Below are 16,256 nucleotides of genomic sequence, written 5' to 3'. Positions count from 1 at the left end.
GTCAAATCAATGGAAACTATAAATTTGAAATTGGCTCCCACACTAGGTGTGGGATATGATTGGATTGTCTTTTTAGACGACATAGAAAAAATCATGACAAGATTGGGCATCCCCATAGATAAAAGAGGTAGTGATAATTTTAGTTTTAATAATTTTAAATATAGAAAATTCAAATTAGGTTCTAAATTTGATAAATGTTACAAATCTATATTTGAGGAAATTACCCTTGTTGAATGTGCAGAAGATGAAGAGAGAGAGCCATTTAAAATGCGCTTCAGGGATGGTAGATTGATAGAAATATTCCTTGGCGAGGGCTGGGAAGGAGAAATTTTTGGTATCCGTATTGGCCAATTTGTCTCAGAACAACGTCCGGGTATAGAACTGGTTTTTGACACCGATTATGATGAATTTGTTGTACATGATGCATCGCAAGAAGAAGTTTTTGGCATCGCAGTTTGGCCTAAGATGGGAATCTATTCTTCTATAGACGAGTTAATAATAGAGAAAGTAAAATTGTATGGGCATGATGATGGTTACTGGGATCAGTAAGCGTTGATTGAATACAAATTACCCATTCAGATTGCAATAGAAAGAAAGACTGCCAAGCGGGACAAACACTGACTCCTTGCCGTTTAGCCATGCGACGAGACTGGCACAATGCTCAAAGCCGACGCTTTCGCCTTGGTGAAAACAAAAAATCCGTCGTCCAAGCTTGTGAGGGCGTCGGATTTTTTTGTACGACCCCAGCAACGATACCGCTTGAGCGGCCCCAGCACGACACCGCTTGACGCGAAAGAACAGGCATAATGCCCATACCCGCATCCTTCCCGCGTCCCATAACCCCATGACTTCTACCGCAAAACCGGCACAGCGTACATTCCGCCTGTGGGCAAAGATGGCGCTGCTGCTGGTTTTGCTCGTCTGTCTGCTTGCCGCCTTCGACTATAGCGATAACATCAACGCCACGGCAGGTAACCTGTACACCCTGAGCCACAGTGACAACAGCCGGGTCAAAGCGATGGCGGCGGGACTTGCCGCCTACAACCTGCAACAAAGCATGATGCAGTTCCAGCAGGGCGGAAAAGGCGGTGCGGGCGGCGGCGGTGGCAACACCAAAATCGCCATCACCTACGGCGTGAGCAAAAGCAAAAGCGAGACCAAGAGCGACTGGCAGGGCGTGCAGGCGGCACAAACCACCGCCGACGGCACCGTCTACATGCAAGTGCGGGGTGGCGGAGGAAACAGCACCTACACCAATACCGGCTCGGACATCGGCGGCGGCGAACGCACCGTCTTTGACGTCGAAGGCAAAAAAACCTTCCAGTCAGTGCTGACCAACCAGCACCTGCGCAACGACAACCGCTCCTGGGAAGCGCACGGCGGCATAGCCTTTGACAGAAACACCATCGGCGTCAACGCCGGCGGTGCCATCGCCGGCGGCTACTACGAAGGGACAGAAGGCCTGCACCGCCTGAGCCGCGTTGGCAGCCTGACGGGACATACCGACCTGGGCGAAGGCAAAACCACCCTGCACGGCGGCCAAGTCTTTGGCCGCAGCATCCGGGCGCGCACCGAAGACCTGACCATCATCAGCCCGCAGGGCACGGGCCGCGAACGCGGCATGCAATACAGCCTCGGCGCAGACGTTACCGTCGGCTATGGCTTCGTGAGCGGCAGTGTTGACGCCAACTACAGCCGCCTGCAAGGCAACTACAAAACCGTCAACGCCACCAGCGGTGGCCGCGACGCGGCAGACGGCCTCACCGGCAGCGACACACGCAGCCGGGACCTTGCCAACAACATCCACACCAGTGACGCCGCCTACAACGCCACACACGCCTGGCGCAGCGGCCAAAGCGGCTTCTACGCGGGCGCAGACGGCTTCGACATCGAAAACAAAGGCGAAACCCGCCTGCTGGGCGGCATCATCACCTCAGACAAAAGTGCAGAACAAAACGGCTACAACCGCTTCGTGACCGACACCCTGCACCTGGAAAACGTCGAAAACCACAGCAGCAGCAAAGGCTTTGCGATAGCGGCCAATGCGAGCTACAGCAAAGAGCAGGACAAAAACACCGGCGAATGGCAGCCGGGCAGCCTGAACAGCAGCCGGGGCGCCACCCTGCACTACGACAACCAGCGTGGCACCACCTATGCCGCGATCGGCACAACCAACATCACCATCCGCGATGCCGCACAACAACAGGCGAAGACGGGACACAGCGTGGAAGACACCATCGCGCAGGCGCAGCGTGACATCTGGACGGACAGCGCACCCGGCGCAGGCGGGGCGACGCGTGGCAACCTGATCGGACAGGACAAACTGCACAGCATGGCGGAAGAAGCGCGGGTCAGGCGAGAGTTCCGCAAAGTAGCTTTCGGCCTTATTGACGAGTCTATTAACCCTAAACAAGAAGAACTGAGTACTAAAGCACGAGCGGCATGGGAGACTGGTAACAAGGAAGAAGCGGCACGTCTCTTTGATGAAGTCTATGCGCTACAGCACCAAAAGAACTTGCTCAAAGCGGGTGTAGGTGCTTTCTCGGGTGTGCCGGGCGCAGCCATCAGTCAAGGTGTTTTGCGTACTATTAACACCATTGGACGACGGGAGACTCTGGATAATTCTATGCGCTTTAAAGGTATTATTGATGAGAAAACAGAGATGAGACTGGATAATATTAGTGCAGAAAGTGGCGCCTTTGATAAAACCAAACTTGGCGGGGTTCGTATTGACCTGGATGCTATTTGCGGTCCTGACGATAGCAGATGTAGTGTCCGACCAGACGGAACATATATATATAAAGGCTCTCAATATTTACCAACATTAAAAGATGCGATAGATCCAACCAAGAATAAAGATGCTAAAAGAATGTATGGTGCTACTGGTGGTTTTCAGCCAATAGAAGGTTCCCTTTTTGGAATTAAATATAAGCCAGGATCTTTTAGGGATAAAGTGATAGAGGGTTATGGTGGAATGCATGATTTAGAAGGAGGCCAATGGCCAGGGTTTTATGATGATTTAGGTAATACAACACGACATAGGACTAAAGGAATTAATAGGGCCGCTGGAACCATCACTATCATGGCTATTTTCCCGGTCACCCCTTTTGCCTGGTCAGACATACTTTCCGAGGATGATTGGACTTCATTATTTATGATAGGACAATAAGATGTTAAATCGATTTTTACTAATACTAAGTATGTTAACATTCACCGGTTGCTACAATGGTTGCTTATCCCCCATGCCGACAATTGCTTGCGGTGGGCCTTATGGCAAACCTTGGCCATCTATTGCATATATTCAAAAACCAGAAACCATAGGGCATACTGATTCAGAACAACGCTGGAGAGATGCTGTTGCTTGTGGCGCAGCATATGGGGATGTTGAGTTAAGAAGTGCCATGACTCATGATAATGATGGCCCGATTGATATGGAAATGAGAGAGGCATTTGGAATCTGTATGGCGCAAAAAGGGTATATACAATTATCATATTCCATTGACTGTGGTTCACAAGATCCAAAAGAAGATACAGGTAAATGTAATTTGTAATATAAAGGATTTTCCAAGTTGTGTTGGTAAGGTCCTAGCCCACTGCGAACTGGACCAAACCCGCCAGCAAATCCTGCAGAAAAAAGACAAAGAGCTGGAACAACTGCAAGCCCAGCGGGAAGCCGGCACCATCAGCGAAAGCGAGTACCAGAGGCGCGCGAACGACATCCACAGCAGCAAACGGCTCATCGATGGCGGCCTGCGCGCCATTACCGCGCCGGGCGGTGTGCCCGGCGCGGCGATGGGCTTTGTCCAGCCTTACGCGGCACAGTGGATCAAAGAAAACACCAGCCCGGGCAGCTTCGCGCACGTGGGCGGGCACTTTGCCCTGGGCGCACTCAACGCCCTGGCCAACGGCGGCAGCGGCACGGATGCCGCGCTAAGCGGAGCGGGGGCAGCGGGGGCGGAAATGGCCATTCCGCAGCTGGCGCAACGCCTGTACGGTACCAGCGATCCGGACAAACTGACGGCGGAGCAGAAAGCGAACCTGAAAGCGGCAGCAGCCCTCTTTGGCACAGCAGTTGGCGGCGCGGGCGGCAACGCGGTCAATGCCGCAAATGCCGGCAGTGCGGCGGAAAATGCGGTGGGGAATAACTGGCTAAGTACCAGCCAGCTTATAGACATAGACAAACGCTATCATGACTGCGGGACTGATGAACGTTGCAAGCAGGATGTTATATACACTGCACAACTAATAAGCCACTCTCAGGACACAGATCTAACTGTAGCCAAAGTAAAATGCTTCTTTACATACTGCGATACGCTTGACCAATACATTGGCGAAAGAGTTAAGGCGGCAGATTTAAATATTGCCTACAAGGAGCTGAAAAAATATTATCCCAATGCAACGGAAGAAGATTTAAGAAAAGCTGCAAAATATTATAGTGATGAAGCTGTACGCAGCTTTGACACGAGTACGGGAAGGACCCTGATAGGCGCCTTGGATGCCTCACCGGCCGTTGGGCTGGCAGGCTCAGGAGTGAGAGAAGCGACAAGCGCTATTAAGCAGGCCTTTAAAAATGGTGCGGCAAGAGCGGCTTTACGCAATGCCGAGGTTACCGCAGCAGAAGCAGCTAGCCGTGAAGCCGTATTGAATTCGGCTGCGCATGGCTCTCCTACTGCAAAAGAGCTTGCATCAATTAAAAATGTGGGAAGCGAAAAGGTTGCTGGACAAGCCGAGCATCCTTTATTACAAGATAAAATTCCCAGGACGGGGAAACCGGATAGGCCTGTGGTAAACCAAGGACCTCATCCAACCTGTGGACACAATTGCGCCCATATGGTTTTAAAAACAAAGAATAAATCTGTTGCCGTTAATGAATTGATACATCAAATCCCTCCTTCTCCTAAAGGGATCAGTAGCTATAAAGTAGAGGCATTACTGAAAAACAATGGTGTAAAAGCTCAGGCTGTTTCAAGAAGAAAGCTTGATGACATAGTTAGATACACCAAAACGGGTAATCCTGTTATTGTTCGTATCAAAAATAAGGACTTTTCACACTTTATAGTAGTAGATGGCGTAACCACTAGGGGGGGACCAAAGTTGTTGCCATAAGAGATCCTCATGGTAAACAATATTTTAGTCCGGCAACTACTTTTGAAAAGAGTTTTACTGGTGATGTAATTTTTTTAAAACCGGAGAAATAGTGCATGTATATTGTTAAAAACTTTGACGCCATTTTATTTCCAATGGCAAATTTTCTTCTTGAAACAAAGTATATCCCTTGCTTTTGTAAAATAAGGCCAGATAAATTTGAAGTTTCATTTACAATAGATTCGTTAGAAGAAATAGTTCTATCGGTTGAAAATTTTGAATTGGATAGATTGGAAGAATATGTTCCAGTTGGTGTTGGAGGTCAATGGTGGATATATAATGATTCTATAATAACAATAAAATTAAATATGAATAATCCATCAATTTTAGAAATTTTAGATTTGGCTTTTTTTGATCCTTACTTAGGTTGGTGTTGGGCTATTAAGGATGGGAAGTACGCAGAGGTTCGCGAGGTAGATGATGATGGAAATTGCATTAATGAAGCGAAACTGCGATATCCCCTATTAAAATAATATATTAGGCGCAAGGACTCTAGCTTATTTCCCATGTGGTTTGTGATAGATAGAAAAGCCACCAAGCGGGATGAATACGGCCTTCTTGTCGTTTATCCTGCAGCGAAGCAGGTAGCAATGCCAAAAACAGACGCTTTCACCTTGGCGAAAACGAAAATCCGCTGCGGGACGACAGATTTTTTGCGCACGACCTCAGCATTTATCTCACTTGACGGCGAACCCAGCATTTATCCCGCTTGGCGTCGAAGCCAGTGTTTACCCCGCTTGGCACCCAAACAGGCATAATGCCCGCATCCTTCCCACGTCCCGTAACCCCATGACCACCACCGCAAAACCGGCACAGCGTACATTCCGCCTGTGGGCAAGGATGGCACTGCTGCCGGTTTTGCTTGTTTCCCTGCCTGCTGCTTTCAGTCATGGCGGCACCCTCAGCGCGCGCGACCTGCTACTCGAGAGCGACAGCGCCATCGACAACACCGGCGGAGAAATCCGCGCCCGCCGCATCCTCCACCTCAAAAGCGGCGGCGACATCATCAACGACAGCACCACCAGCAGCGCGAGCGGCAGCAGTGCCAACAGTGCCTGGCGCAAAGAAAACATCAACCGCCGCGGCCGCATCATCCTTGACGGCGGAAACGGCGAAGAAGACAACAGCCAGGGCTACCTGCGCCTCTACGCCGGCGAGAACATCGAAAGCCGCACCGGCGACATCGAGAACCGCAACAGCGGCAGCCAGAGCATCCTCAGCGGCAAACACGTCCACTTTGACGTGCGCAGCCTGGAGAACCGCTTCACCCAGAACAGCGGCGGACAAAGCCGCCTCGGCGCGCCGGGGCGCGAGTACCTGAGCGAGCGGGCCGCAACCGACCACGGCAGCCGCATCCAGGGCAAAGGCGACATCACACATCCTCGTTGCTCACGGCTGGTCGAAAACCGGCGTTGAACACAAAAACAAAACCTACACCTTGTCGCACCCATATGACTGGGGCTACGAACTGCAAAGCAGCCCCGTCATCAACGCCGCTGACGGACAGCCTCCCGCCGTATTGGCGCAAAACCCCGTGACCAAAGACACCGTGCACAGCAGCTATGGCCACAGCGACAAAATGTCGCACCTGGACGAACTTGGCCTGCGCATGACCATAGGTATCTTCCCATCTCCACCCCGAACAACCCATGCGGCCCCCCTTATCTCTTCCGGTGTCATAAACTCCAATAATTCCTGTGTTGACAACAGTTTAAGCATCTCTTCCAGGAGCGCAGGGGCGGTAATCTCACGCCCCTTCTTTGTCTGTCGTCCCGATAGCCGCATCAGAAACTCACACAGCCGACGCCCAGCTTCGCTCCGGTTATTTTGCAGCCGCCACACCTGCAGGCAGCTCTGCCCCACAATCAGCAACCGATTGCAAATCCTTTCCCCCGTTTCCTGCTACCAGCCCTCCACCCGGTAGATGGGCGTGACAAGGTGTTGGTTTTGTTTTTGTGTTCAACGCCGATTCTCGACCAGTCGTGAGCAACGGGGATGTGTTTTGCTGCGTGACGGCTGATGTTGTCACGCGTACCCGGAATCAGGGCGGTACTGGGTTTTTCGATGCTAATCACTAGATTTTTCAGGAAACGGGACAGCTTTTGCGTGTGGGTTTTGCGCTTGGCGACGCTAAAGGGAGCGCGCATACCGCCGAATGGTGTGCAGGGGCTGATGTTGTCTTTTACGTATCTTTGGTAGCTGCGGACAAGGCGCTTGGTCGGTTTGGAGCAGTGCAGGTTCATTGTGTGTATGGTCGCCGGGTTTGAGTTGGGTAGATACCTATGCCCGCTTGGCAGATCCAGCATTTACGCCGCTTGGTCGCTAAACCGCCGAGCAGGTCGGCGGCGGCATTCAGGCGAGGTGCGCCGTATCGTTCACGCGCTCAACCTGGAAATGGCCGTTGCTGTCATCGTTTTCCGCCCGGTAGCGGACGATGTTGATTGCGGTGTTGTGCAGGGTTTCGCTGCGCCCTGCCTCGCGATGATTTTGCCAGGTCGCGCCCTGCATCAGCGCCAGGAGCAGGCGCAGGGTGTGGCCGTGCGAGACAATGAGCAGGTTGCCGCTTTCATGTACACGCACGATGTCGTTGATAGCCGCCTGGGCGCGCGCGGCAAGTTGCGCCCAGGTTTCGCCGCCGTTCGTCTCGGCGCGGTACGCGGCTGGAGCATTGACGAGTTGCTGAAACTCCGCCGTGGCGCGGATGTCTTCTACTTTCCGTCCTTCCCAGTCGCCAAAATGTTGTTCGTTCAGCCCGGTGTGCTGGAAGAGCGGTACATGAGCGGCGCGTTCGTGCAGGATGTGGCGGGCGGTGGCGATGGTGCGCGGCAGGCAGCTGCTGTAAGCAGCGGCAAAGGGGATGTCGCAGAGGGCGCGCCCGGTCAGGCAGGCAGCGTGGATGCCTTGCGCGGTGAGCGGCGAATCGCCCCAGCCCTGCATCAGCCCCTGCACGTTCCATTCGGTCTGGCCGTGGCGGATGAGGTAGAGAGTGAGGGTTTTCATCGCTCAGTTCCCTTTGCCGATGAAGAGCGAAAGGATACCGGCGGCGATGAGCGGGCCGACCGGCACGCCTTTGAGGAAGGCGACGCCGATGACGGTACCGACGATAAGCCCCGGCACGACGCCGGGCTGGTTCAGCATCAGGGTCACGCCGCGCCCGCCCAGCCAGGCGACGATGACGCCGACGCCCATCGCGGTCAGCACTTTCCAGTTGCCGAAATCGGCCATGCCGAGGGTGACTTTGCCGCTTGCCAGCGGACTGAGCACGCCAATGGTGAGCAGGATGATGCCGAGGCTGACGCCGTTTTTTTCCATCCACGGCAGGTAGCGGGTGAGCGGGGTTTGCTGAACGAGCAGCAGCAGGGTCGAGGCGATGATAACGGGGGCGTTATGGCTGATGACGCCGAGGGCGGCGAAGACCAGCAGGATGAGGGCGGTGGGATCGATGTTGAGCGGCATGGCAGTTATGGGGTGGGGTGCAGGGTCATGAGCAGCGCATCAGTGCGGCTGCCGCCGGGGTTGGGGTAGTAGGCTTTGCGTCGCCCGCTGACGCGGTAGCCGAGGCGCTGATAGAGTGCCTGCGCGCCGTGGTTGTCCGCGCGTACTTCGAGGTAGGCGGTGGCGGGGGCAATGGCAGCAAGGGCGGCGTGATGCAGGGCGGTGGCGATACCTTGTCGCTGCGCGGCGGGGGCAACGGCAAGCGCGAGCAGTTCCATTTCGTCCAGCACGCTGCGGCAGGCGATGAAGCCCAGCGGCGTGCCGTCCGCTGCCGCCAGCCAGACGCTGTCATCGCTGTCAGGGCGGCAGACGTGCGCAGCGTCGGCGAGTGCGCACAGGGCGGGCAGGTCGGCGCTGCCGGCACGATGAATAGCGGGCACGGCGTTCATTCAGTCCTGGTATTCGTTGTGGAAGACGAAGTGTTCGGGGATGTGTGAATGGACGAAGTAGAAGCTGTGGTCGTAGCGTTTGCGCCGGTTGATCCAGATTTCCCCGCTTTTGATGCGCGGCGCCACGGCTTCTTCGAAGGCATCAAGGTTGATTTTGTTGCCGAGGTGGTTGTCTTCGGTGCCCTGGTCTATCCACAGTGGCAGCGGCGCGGCATCGGGGTGGGCGAGGTACCATTGCAGCGGGTCGAATTCGGCGGGCAGGCCGTAGCGGGCAAGATGCTCTTCGTACCACGGGGTGCCGTGGAAGCCGAGCCACGGGGCCAGCGCCGAGACGCTGCGGTAATGGTCGGGCTTTTTTCGGGCGAGGTGGAAGGCCAGCGTGCCGCCGAAGCCGTAGCCCATGATGCCGCGCCCGCCGGTGGTGGCGAGGTGGGCTCGCAGCACAGCGGGCAGTTCTTCGAGAAGGTAGTCGTCCAGCGCGTCGCGCTCGTGGGCGTATTGGCCGGTGCGCGCTTCGTCGTCGCCCTGGTAGGTGTTGAAGATATCGGGGATGACGAGGATGGTGTCGTAGCGGTTGGCGTAGCGCTGGTAGTCGCTCTGGCTGGCGACGAGGCGGGCGTTGGTCTGGATGCCCGGCAGGTAGTAGGTGGTGTGGCAGGGCCGCTCTTTGAGCAGCATGGCGACGGGGACGTACACCGCGAGTTCGAGCGGGCGGCGCAGGCTGTCCGAGTAGTGGCGGTAAACGCGTTGTTCGCCTTTGAAGCTGGTGTGGGCTTCCAGTTGGTCAAGCGGGTTCATGGCGGGTTCTCCAAAAAATGCGGGCTTTTTTGTCATGGGAGCCCCACCCCGCCGCAAGCGGGAGGAGGAGCTTTTCAGAGTTTTTTAGCGTATGTCTCATGGCGGCGGGATGTTCGAACCTCTATGGGCAATGGTTCAGCTGATTTTCATCCCGGCTTTGACGTCCTCGCCGGGGTTCAGCAGGTGCAGTTCGCCGTCGCCGCTGGCGGAGAGGATCATGCCGGTGGAGACGCCGAAGCGCATTTTGCGCGGCGCGAGGTTGGCCACATACACGACCATGCGGCCGATGAGCTCTTCCGGCTGGTAATACGCCTTGATGCCGGAGAAGACTTCGCGTTCGCCGAGTTCGCCGACGTCGAGCTTGAAGCGCAGCAGTTTGTCCGAGCCTTCGATGTGGCCGCATTCGAGAACGCGGGCGATGCGCAGGTCGGGTTTGGCGAAATCATCAATGCTGATCCAGTTTTCACTTTGCACGGGTTTGCCTCCTTTGTTGATGCCGGCTTCTTCTTTGAGGTCTTCTTTGCTGTCGTTGATGACGGCAGTGATGGTTTTTTCGTCGATGCGCTGCATGAGCGGCTGGTAGGGGTTGATGGTGTGGCCGAGCAGCGGGTGCTGGGCGTCGCCCCAGGTGAGCGGGGCGATGTTGAGGAAGGCTTCGCTCGCTTCCGCCAGTTGCGGCAGCACGGGTTTGAGGTAGGTGATGAGCTGGCGGTAGGCGTTCAGGCCGACGGTGGCAATGGTTTGCACGGCGGCGCGGCTTGCGTCGTCTTTGGCTTTGACCCAGGGTTTTTCCGCATCAATGTATTCGTTGGCGGCATCGGCCAGTTTCATGATGTCACGCATTGCCTGGCTGTATTCGCGCCGCTCGTAGGCGTCGGCGATGTCATCGGCTTTGGTGGCGATGCTGTCGAGGAGGGCGGTGTCGGGCAGGGCGTCCGCCAGTTGGTTGGCGAAGTGTTTTTCGAGGAAGGGCGCGCAGCGGCTGGCGAGGTTGACGAGTTTGCCGACGAGGTCGCTGTTGTTTTTCTGGCGGAAGTCGTCGAGGTTGAGGTCGAGGTCTTCGACGCGCGCGCTCAATTTGGCAGCGTAGTAGTAGCGCAGGTTTTCCGGCGGCAGGTGTTTGAGGTAGGTCTCGGCTTTGATGAAGGTGCCGCGCGATTTGCTCATTTTTTCGCCGTTCACAGTGAGGAAGCCGTGGCAGTACACGCCACTCGGCTTGCGGTAGCCCGCGCCTTCGAGCATGGCCGGCCAGAAGAGCATGTGGAAGTAGGCGATGTCTTTGCCGATGAAGTGGTAGAGCTCGGTGTCGCTACCGACGCGCCAGTAGGCGTCGTAGTCGATGCCGCTGCTGTCGCACAGGGCGCGGAAGGCGCCCATGTAGCCGATGGGCGCATCCAGCCAGACGTAGAAGTATTTGCCCGGCGCATTCGGGATTTCAAAGCCCCAGTAGGGTGCGTCGCGCGAGATGTCCCAGGGTTGCAGGCCGGCCTCGAACCATTCGGCGAGTTTGTTGCGCATGGCGTCTTGCAGGTCGGCGGTTTGCAGCCAGTCGCGCAGGAAGGCGTCAAAGGCAGGCAGGTCGAAGAAGTAGTGCTCGGAGTCGCGCAACACGGGCGCCGCGCCGGAGAGAACGGAATAAGGCTGGATGAGGTCGGTCGGCGCGTAGGTGGTGCCGCAGTTTTCGCAGTTGTCGCCGTACTGGTCTTTGGCGTGGCATTTCGGGCATTCGCCTTTGACGAAGCGGTCGGGCAGAAAAAGATTTTTTTCGGGATCGTAAAGTTGCGAGATGGTGCGGCGCAGAATGTGGCCGTTGTTATCAAGCTTGTTGTAGATGTCGGTGGTGATGGCGCGGTTTTCTTCGCTGTGGGTGCTGTGATAGCAGTGGTGGTCGATGAGGAAACCGGCAAAGTCGCGGCAGTGTTCGGCGCGGCTTTTGTCGATAAGCGCCTGCGGGCTGATGCCTTCTTTCTCGGCGCGCAGCATGATGGGGGTGCCGTGGGCATCATCGGCGCAGACATAGTGGCATTCGTGGCCGCGCAAACGCTGGAAGCGCACCCAGATGTCGGTCTGGATGTGTTCGACCATGTGGCCGAGGTGGATGGCGCCGTTGGCATACGGCAGGGCGCTGGTTACGAGTATGCGGCGTTTGGGCTGCGTCATGTGTGCCTCTTTTAATAAATTGGAAAGGGCGGCATTTTAGCAAATCCGCCGCTCCCTCCCGTTGTGGCGGGCCAACACACTCAGCTTATTTCCGGGATGGGTGTAACCGCATTCCCGCTGCCTGCTCTGCTCGCCGCTTGCGACGAACCGCGAGCGGATAAAACGGCAATGGCATTCGCTATAATCCGCCGCGTTTTTTTCGGAGCCTTGATTTATATGATGCTGGATTCTTCTTTATTTTGGCTGCTGCTGCGTTATGCGGAAGCGGTGCATGCCCATGATCCGTTTGCCGTCCCGCCTCCGCCGCGAACGCCGCCCGCCTATATGCAGGACTGCCTGCGCAAGAGCGGTAATCCTGAGGGGGCGCTGGAAAGTTGCGCTTTTCTGGCGATGACGCAGCTTGACGGCGATATTGAGCAGCGGCACCTGCGCCACAGCAATGATGCGGACTGGCAGGACAGTTTGCAGCGTTTCAAAGACTTCCGCGCGGCGCGCTGCCGCCTGGAGCGGGAAGCACCGGATGAGCTGCTGTGCCGGGTGCGTTTGTCGCAGCAGTATTTGGAAGGTTTGCCGCGTGTGCCGTGAGGATTTCGTGGTGTTTTCTGTGCTTTTGAGACGTCTGCACATTGACGGATGAATTTTTCGTTACGTATAGTGCGCCGTCTTTTGCCGCCCGGGGCGGCGGGATACTTCTTTTTTAATCACCTAACCCTATGAAGAAAGAAACTTTTTTGGGCATACTGGCGCTCGCACTCGGAGGTTGCAGCAGTATGTCGCGCGAGACCGTGGCGCTCAATCACGGCATTGAACTGGAAAGTCTGAAAAGCGATACGCCTGCCGCTCCGCCGAAACGGATGCTCCCCACCGATTCCACCCGCCACCGCCTGATTGCCGGCGGCAAGAAATTGATCGGCATGCCGTACCGCTACGGCGGCAACAGCCCGAAAGGCTTTGATTGCTCCGGCCTGGTGCAGCACGTCTTCGCCGAACAGGGCTTCCGCCTGCCGCGCAACAGCAGCGCTCAATTTAACGCGCTCCTGCCGGTACGCGACCCGAAACCCGGCGACTTGGTCTTTTTCCACCGTGGCAACGGCAACATCAACCACGTCGGCATTTATCTCGGCGACCAAAAGATGCTGCATGCTCCGTCGCCCGGGAAGCGGGTGGAAATCGCCCGCATTGATCAGGGTTACTGGAAGAAGCGCTACGTCGGCGCCCGCACGGTCATTCACGAACGCGCCACGGTTTCCCGCTGAAGCGTCTATATCAAGAAGCCCCGCGATAGCGGGGCTTCTTTGTTTATCCCACTCCCACAATTCACGGCGCTTGGCGGTTCCAGTCATGACGCCGCTTGGCGGGATTAGGCGCGCGGCAGGGTGACGCCGGTCTGCCCCTGATACTTGCCACCCCGATCACGGTAGGACACGGCGCAGGGTTCGTCCGCCTGCAAAAAGAGCATTTGCGCCACGCCTTCATGCGCGTAGATTTTCGCTGGCAGCGGCGTGGTGTTGGAAAATTCGAGGGTCACGTGCCCTTCCCATTCGGGCTCAAGCGGGGTGACATTAACGATAATGCCGCAGCGGGCATAAGTGGATTTGCCGAGGCAGATAGTGAGGATGTCGCGCGGGATGCGGAAGTATTCGACGGTGCGCGCGAGGGCAAAGCTGTTCGGCGGGATGATGCAGACATCGCTTTGAATATCCACGAAGCTCTGCGGGTCGAAGTGTTTGGGATCGACAATGGCGCTGTTGATGTTGGTGAAGATTTTGAATTCGTCCGCACAGCGCACGTCATAGCCGTAGCTGGAGGTACCGTAGGAAATAAGACGCTCGCCGCCTGCATTGCGGCTGATGAGGGTAGGTTCGAAGGGTTCGATCATGCCGTGTGCGGCGGCCATGTGCTGTATCCAGCGGTCGTTTTTGATGCTCATGGTTTCTTGTGGATGGAGTGTAGGCGGCGATTATACGGTGGTGACGCATCAACCGGCGGGGTTCGTCGCCGCTCGGTCATAACGGCAAAAGGTCAGGGCGTAGGGATTGCGGGCATCGGCGGGGTGCTCCTCACGCGCGGTTTCCCGCCACACAGCGGGGTCAATCAGCGGAAAGAAGCGGTCGGCATCGGCGATTGTCGTGTGAACGTGCGTGACCAGCAGGACATCGGCCAGCGGCATGGCGCGGTGATAAAGCTCGCTGCCGCCGATGATGTAAAGCGTGTCGCCCTGTGCGGCGGCAAGGGCGGCGGGCAGGTTGGGACAGACTGTCGCATCGGGCAGGGTCAGCACCGGATTGCGGCTAACGACAAGGTTTTGCCGCCCCGGCAAGGCACGGCTAATACTGTCATAAGTTTTGCGCCCCATGATGACCGGATGACCGAGGGTATGTCGCTTGAAATGTTGTAAATCACGCGGCAGGTGCCACAGCATCTGATTGTCACGGCCAATGGCGCGGTTATCGCTCTGCGCCACGATAAGGATGATTTCAGGCATGGAGAAAGAGAAGGCGGAAAGGGCGCTTCTTATATCAAGCCATGCGCAGCGTGACAAGACGCGCTTGGCAATATGGGCGGCAGCCACGCCGCTTGCATCCGCCTTGCCGGAGGGCTACTGTCCGCCCCATGCCCACACCTCCTGTATGGATCGGACACATGGGTAACACTTACCCGTCCCAACCGACGGAGAACCCTCACCGTGAAAGAACAACGTACAGAACTCGTTACCTTCGCCCGTAAGCCATGTATAGACCGGATACATAGGTAACAATCCGAGATAGTCTATCATGCGTTTCTCAGAACGTGTTCATAGTCCTCGTAGCAGGATTCCCAAGAAAGCCAAAACTACCATTTGCAAACTGGTACTCAACTTACGCTCGCAGTTTTTCCAAAGCCGCCTGTGTTCTTTTCCAACCAGGAAAAACTGCGCCCTACCACCCACCGCTTCGGCAATACCGCAAAACGGTGCAATTCGTTTCGTTTGGCAATCTCTACCTCCGCACCCATCAACCCCTGTACCGACGAAGCAAATGCCTTACCTGTGTAACCACCGTCAGCAAGGATTTTTTGTACCGCGCCAAGATTATCCCTGTCACGTTCCAATGCTAGAGGCAGCCTTTCCTATCCGTAACATCCGCCGTCGTTACCGCAAGGGCATGCGGCAAACCCTGCGTGTCAACCGCTATATGCCGCTTGATACCGCTCACTTTCTTGTTGGCATCGTAGCTTTTTTCCATGGCGGTATCCGTGTTCTTCACACTCTGCGCATCAATAATCAGGAAAGTGGTTGCTTCATGGCGTCCCTGCTTGCGGCGCTCCGCAACCACCTGATTTTTTAACGCTTCCTCAAGGAGGCTGATGCCGTTTTCGCGGGGCTCGCTCCATCTCTGGAAGTAGGAATGAACGGTGCGCCATTTGGGAAAATCGCCCGGTAAGGCACGCCAGGAACAGTCGTTGCGCAGAAGATAGAGAATGGCACAAAAAAGACATCGTACCAGTCCATTTTGCGCGGTGCTGTGCGTTTGCGGGCACTTTCCAAAAGAGGGAGAAGGGGGGCAAATTGTGTGCGACTGATATCGCTTGGGTAGGCTTTTCTGTTCATGCCGATAGTTTACAGCAGAGACTATGAACACGTTATAAGGCGAAAACGGCACTGATGCGCTGTTTGACGCGGGTTCTGGTTTCGGGTTTATCGGCCAGCCGGTTCAGTATGCTGACGATGGCAGGCGGCTGAATCTCACTGACGGCTTTGCCACCAATATGCGGAAAAACGTACTGCTCCAGAGTATGGATGACCTGCCAGGCGTGTTTCTCGTTCTTCCACGCGGGGCGCTGGTGGGCGTACCACTCGCGTGCGACTTTCTCGAAGTTGTCTTGCTGCTTTTCTGCCTGTTTCCGCTTCTGCTTGTGGCGGTGCGGATCGGTGTCTTGCGCGAGCAGGCTTTGTGCGTCACGGTGCAGTTGCCGCGCCTGTTTCAGCCTGACTTTTGGATATACACCCAGCGACAGGGTGCAATCCTGGCCGTCGAAGCGGTAACGGTAACGCCAGTATTTGCCGCCGCGCGGGGTGATGAAAAGATGCAGCCCGCCGCCGTCAAATAGCTTGTAGGGGCGTTCGCCTGGCGGGGCATTTTTGATGGTTTTTTCGGTCAGTCGCATGGGGTCGGAAGATGGGGGTTCGGCGGGATTGTAACCACCGAAAATGAACCCCAAAAGAGCCCCATTTTTCTTTCGTTACGCTTAAATGGACATGAAACTTGGCAAACGCAAATAAACAAGAAA

At 55.8% G+C, this 16,256-nt stretch carries 17 protein-coding genes and 1 pseudogene; 8 read left to right on the top strand and 10 right to left on the bottom strand.

The window, feature by feature from the left end; genetic code table 11:
* The first annotated feature begins 9 nt into the window (after positions 1–9).
* From DY250_RS10420 to DY250_RS10405, 6 genes are all read left to right on the top strand, one after another.
* On the top strand, positions 10–549 hold the full coding sequence (locus tag DY250_RS10420) for a hypothetical protein (RefSeq protein ID WP_147293508.1): 540 nt from the start codon (positions 10–12) through the stop codon (positions 547–549).
* Positions 550–844: 295 nt separating this feature from the next.
* Complete coding sequence (locus DY250_RS10415; RefSeq protein WP_147293507.1) at positions 845–3,169, top strand: hypothetical protein; 2,325 nt, start codon at positions 845–847, stop codon at positions 3,167–3,169.
* A 1-nt stretch (position 3,170) separates the two neighbouring features.
* Positions 3,171–3,551 (top strand): hypothetical protein, encoded by a 381-nt coding sequence (locus DY250_RS14060; RefSeq protein ID WP_172542332.1) that lies wholly within the window; start codon positions 3,171–3,173, stop codon positions 3,549–3,551.
* Positions 3,451–5,106 (top strand): cysteine peptidase family C39 domain-containing protein, encoded by a 1,656-nt coding sequence (locus tag DY250_RS10410; RefSeq protein WP_115612230.1) that lies wholly within the window; start codon positions 3,451–3,453, stop codon positions 5,104–5,106. The genes DY250_RS14060 and DY250_RS10410 overlap by 101 nt, the downstream gene beginning before the upstream one ends.
* Positions 5,107–5,201: 95 nt before the next feature.
* The gene (locus tag DY250_RS13775; RefSeq protein WP_006984359.1) at positions 5,202–5,618 is read left to right on the top strand and encodes a hypothetical protein; all 417 of its coding nucleotides are present in this window, start codon (positions 5,202–5,204) and stop codon (positions 5,616–5,618) included.
* A 316-nt stretch (positions 5,619–5,934) separates the two neighbouring features.
* Positions 5,935–6,561, top strand: a complete 627-nt coding sequence (locus tag DY250_RS10405) for a hypothetical protein (RefSeq protein ID WP_115612229.1) — start codon at positions 5,935–5,937, stop codon at positions 6,559–6,561.
* A 449-nt stretch (positions 6,562–7,010) separates the two neighbouring features.
* Here DY250_RS10405 and DY250_RS10395 read toward each other — a convergent pair whose 3' ends face one another.
* The 6 genes from DY250_RS10395 to metG form a co-directional block, all read right to left on the bottom strand.
* Positions 7,011–7,388, bottom strand: a complete 378-nt coding sequence (locus DY250_RS10395) for a hypothetical protein (protein ID WP_115612227.1) — start codon at positions 7,386–7,388, stop codon at positions 7,011–7,013.
* Positions 7,389–7,497: 109 nt separating this feature from the next.
* Positions 7,498–8,145 carry a histidine phosphatase family protein gene (locus DY250_RS10390; protein WP_115612226.1) on the bottom strand — a complete coding sequence of 216 codons (648 nt, stop codon included), beginning with the start codon at positions 8,143–8,145 and terminating at the stop codon, positions 7,498–7,500.
* 3 nt (positions 8,146–8,148) lie between these two features.
* Positions 8,149–8,601 carry a DUF441 domain-containing protein gene (locus DY250_RS10385; protein ID WP_006986049.1) on the bottom strand — a complete coding sequence of 151 codons (453 nt, stop codon included), beginning with the start codon at positions 8,599–8,601 and terminating at the stop codon, positions 8,149–8,151.
* Between the two features lie 5 nt (positions 8,602–8,606).
* On the bottom strand, positions 8,607–9,029 hold the full coding sequence (locus DY250_RS10380) for a GNAT family N-acetyltransferase (RefSeq protein WP_115612225.1): 423 nt from the start codon (positions 9,027–9,029) through the stop codon (positions 8,607–8,609).
* On the bottom strand, positions 9,030–9,827 hold the full coding sequence (locus tag DY250_RS10375; RefSeq protein WP_245951109.1) for an alpha/beta hydrolase: 798 nt from the start codon (positions 9,825–9,827) through the stop codon (positions 9,030–9,032).
* 135 nt (positions 9,828–9,962) lie between these two features.
* Entirely contained in the window at positions 9,963–11,987 is a 2,025-nt protein-coding gene (gene metG / locus DY250_RS10370; protein WP_115612223.1) for a methionine--tRNA ligase, read from the bottom strand.
* A 216-nt stretch (positions 11,988–12,203) separates the two neighbouring features.
* On the opposite strand from metG, the gene DY250_RS10365 reads away from it, so the two are divergent.
* Both DY250_RS10365 and DY250_RS10360 read left to right on the top strand, forming a co-directional pair.
* Positions 12,204–12,572: a glucarate dehydratase gene (locus tag DY250_RS10365; protein ID WP_245951108.1), complete on the top strand. Its 369-nt coding sequence runs from the start codon at positions 12,204–12,206 to the stop codon at positions 12,570–12,572.
* Between the two features lie 185 nt (positions 12,573–12,757).
* A complete protein-coding gene (locus DY250_RS10360) occupies positions 12,758–13,243 on the top strand; it encodes a C40 family peptidase (protein WP_245951107.1) in 486 nt (161 codons plus the stop codon).
* 104 nt (positions 13,244–13,347) lie between these two features.
* On the opposite strand, the gene dcd is transcribed toward DY250_RS10360, so the two are convergent.
* From dcd to DY250_RS10340, 4 genes and pseudogenes are all read right to left on the bottom strand, one after another.
* Positions 13,348–13,917 carry a dCTP deaminase gene (gene dcd / locus DY250_RS10355; protein ID WP_006986043.1) on the bottom strand — a complete coding sequence of 190 codons (570 nt, stop codon included), beginning with the start codon at positions 13,915–13,917 and terminating at the stop codon, positions 13,348–13,350.
* Positions 13,918–13,965: 48 nt separating this feature from the next.
* The gene (locus DY250_RS10350) at positions 13,966–14,472 is read right to left on the bottom strand and encodes a dihydrofolate reductase (protein WP_172542330.1); all 507 of its coding nucleotides are present in this window, start codon (positions 14,470–14,472) and stop codon (positions 13,966–13,968) included.
* A 309-nt stretch (positions 14,473–14,781) separates the two neighbouring features.
* Positions 14,782–15,576, bottom strand: a pseudogene (locus tag DY250_RS10345) (IS5 family transposase).
* A gap of 32 nt (positions 15,577–15,608) precedes the next feature.
* Positions 15,609–16,133, bottom strand: a complete 525-nt coding sequence (locus DY250_RS10340; protein ID WP_115612220.1) for a tyrosine-type recombinase/integrase — start codon at positions 16,131–16,133, stop codon at positions 15,609–15,611.
* Positions 16,134–16,256: the final 123 nt, after the last annotated feature.

Source organism: Cardiobacterium valvarum (genome assembly GCF_900460955.1).
In the GTDB taxonomy this organism is placed as follows: Bacteria; Pseudomonadota; Gammaproteobacteria; order Cardiobacteriales; family Cardiobacteriaceae; genus Cardiobacterium; species Cardiobacterium valvarum.
Note: the sequence above shows the minus strand (reverse complement) of the source record. Positions and strands in the feature narration are given on the sequence as shown.

Excerpts from the sequence above, each read along its gene's own strand:
- DY250_RS10405 (WP_115612229.1), top strand. The coding sequence starts at position 5,935 with ATGACCACCACCGCAAAACCGGCACAGCGTACATTCCGCCTGTGGGCA.
- DY250_RS10360 (WP_245951107.1), top strand. The coding sequence starts at position 12,758 with ATGTCGCGCGAGACCGTGGCGCTCAATCACGGCATTGAACTGGAAAGT.
- DY250_RS10395 (WP_115612227.1), bottom strand. The coding sequence starts at position 7,388 with ATGAACCTGCACTGCTCCAAACCGACCAAGCGCCTTGTCCGCAGCTAC.
- DY250_RS10420 (WP_147293508.1), top strand. The coding sequence starts at position 10 with ATGGAAACTATAAATTTGAAATTGGCTCCCACACTAGGTGTGGGATAT.
- DY250_RS10380 (WP_115612225.1), bottom strand. The coding sequence starts at position 9,029 with ATGAACGCCGTGCCCGCTATTCATCGTGCCGGCAGCGCCGACCTGCCC.
- metG (WP_115612223.1), bottom strand. The coding sequence starts at position 11,987 with ATGACGCAGCCCAAACGCCGCATACTCGTAACCAGCGCCCTGCCGTAT.
- DY250_RS10375 (WP_245951109.1), bottom strand. The coding sequence starts at position 9,827 with ATGAACCCGCTTGACCAACTGGAAGCCCACACCAGCTTCAAAGGCGAA.
- DY250_RS10340 (WP_115612220.1), bottom strand. The coding sequence starts at position 16,133 with ATGCGACTGACCGAAAAAACCATCAAAAATGCCCCGCCAGGCGAACGC.
- DY250_RS10365 (WP_245951108.1), top strand. The coding sequence starts at position 12,204 with ATGATGCTGGATTCTTCTTTATTTTGGCTGCTGCTGCGTTATGCGGAA.
- dcd (WP_006986043.1), bottom strand. The coding sequence starts at position 13,917 with ATGAGCATCAAAAACGACCGCTGGATACAGCACATGGCCGCCGCACAC.
- DY250_RS10415 (WP_147293507.1), top strand. The coding sequence starts at position 845 with ATGACTTCTACCGCAAAACCGGCACAGCGTACATTCCGCCTGTGGGCA.
- DY250_RS10390 (WP_115612226.1), bottom strand. The coding sequence starts at position 8,145 with ATGAAAACCCTCACTCTCTACCTCATCCGCCACGGCCAGACCGAATGG.
- DY250_RS14060 (WP_172542332.1), top strand. The coding sequence starts at position 3,171 with ATGTTAAATCGATTTTTACTAATACTAAGTATGTTAACATTCACCGGT.
- DY250_RS10385 (WP_006986049.1), bottom strand. The coding sequence starts at position 8,601 with ATGCCGCTCAACATCGATCCCACCGCCCTCATCCTGCTGGTCTTCGCC.
- DY250_RS13775 (WP_006984359.1), top strand. The coding sequence starts at position 5,202 with ATGTATATTGTTAAAAACTTTGACGCCATTTTATTTCCAATGGCAAAT.
- DY250_RS10350 (WP_172542330.1), bottom strand. The coding sequence starts at position 14,472 with ATGCCTGAAATCATCCTTATCGTGGCGCAGAGCGATAACCGCGCCATT.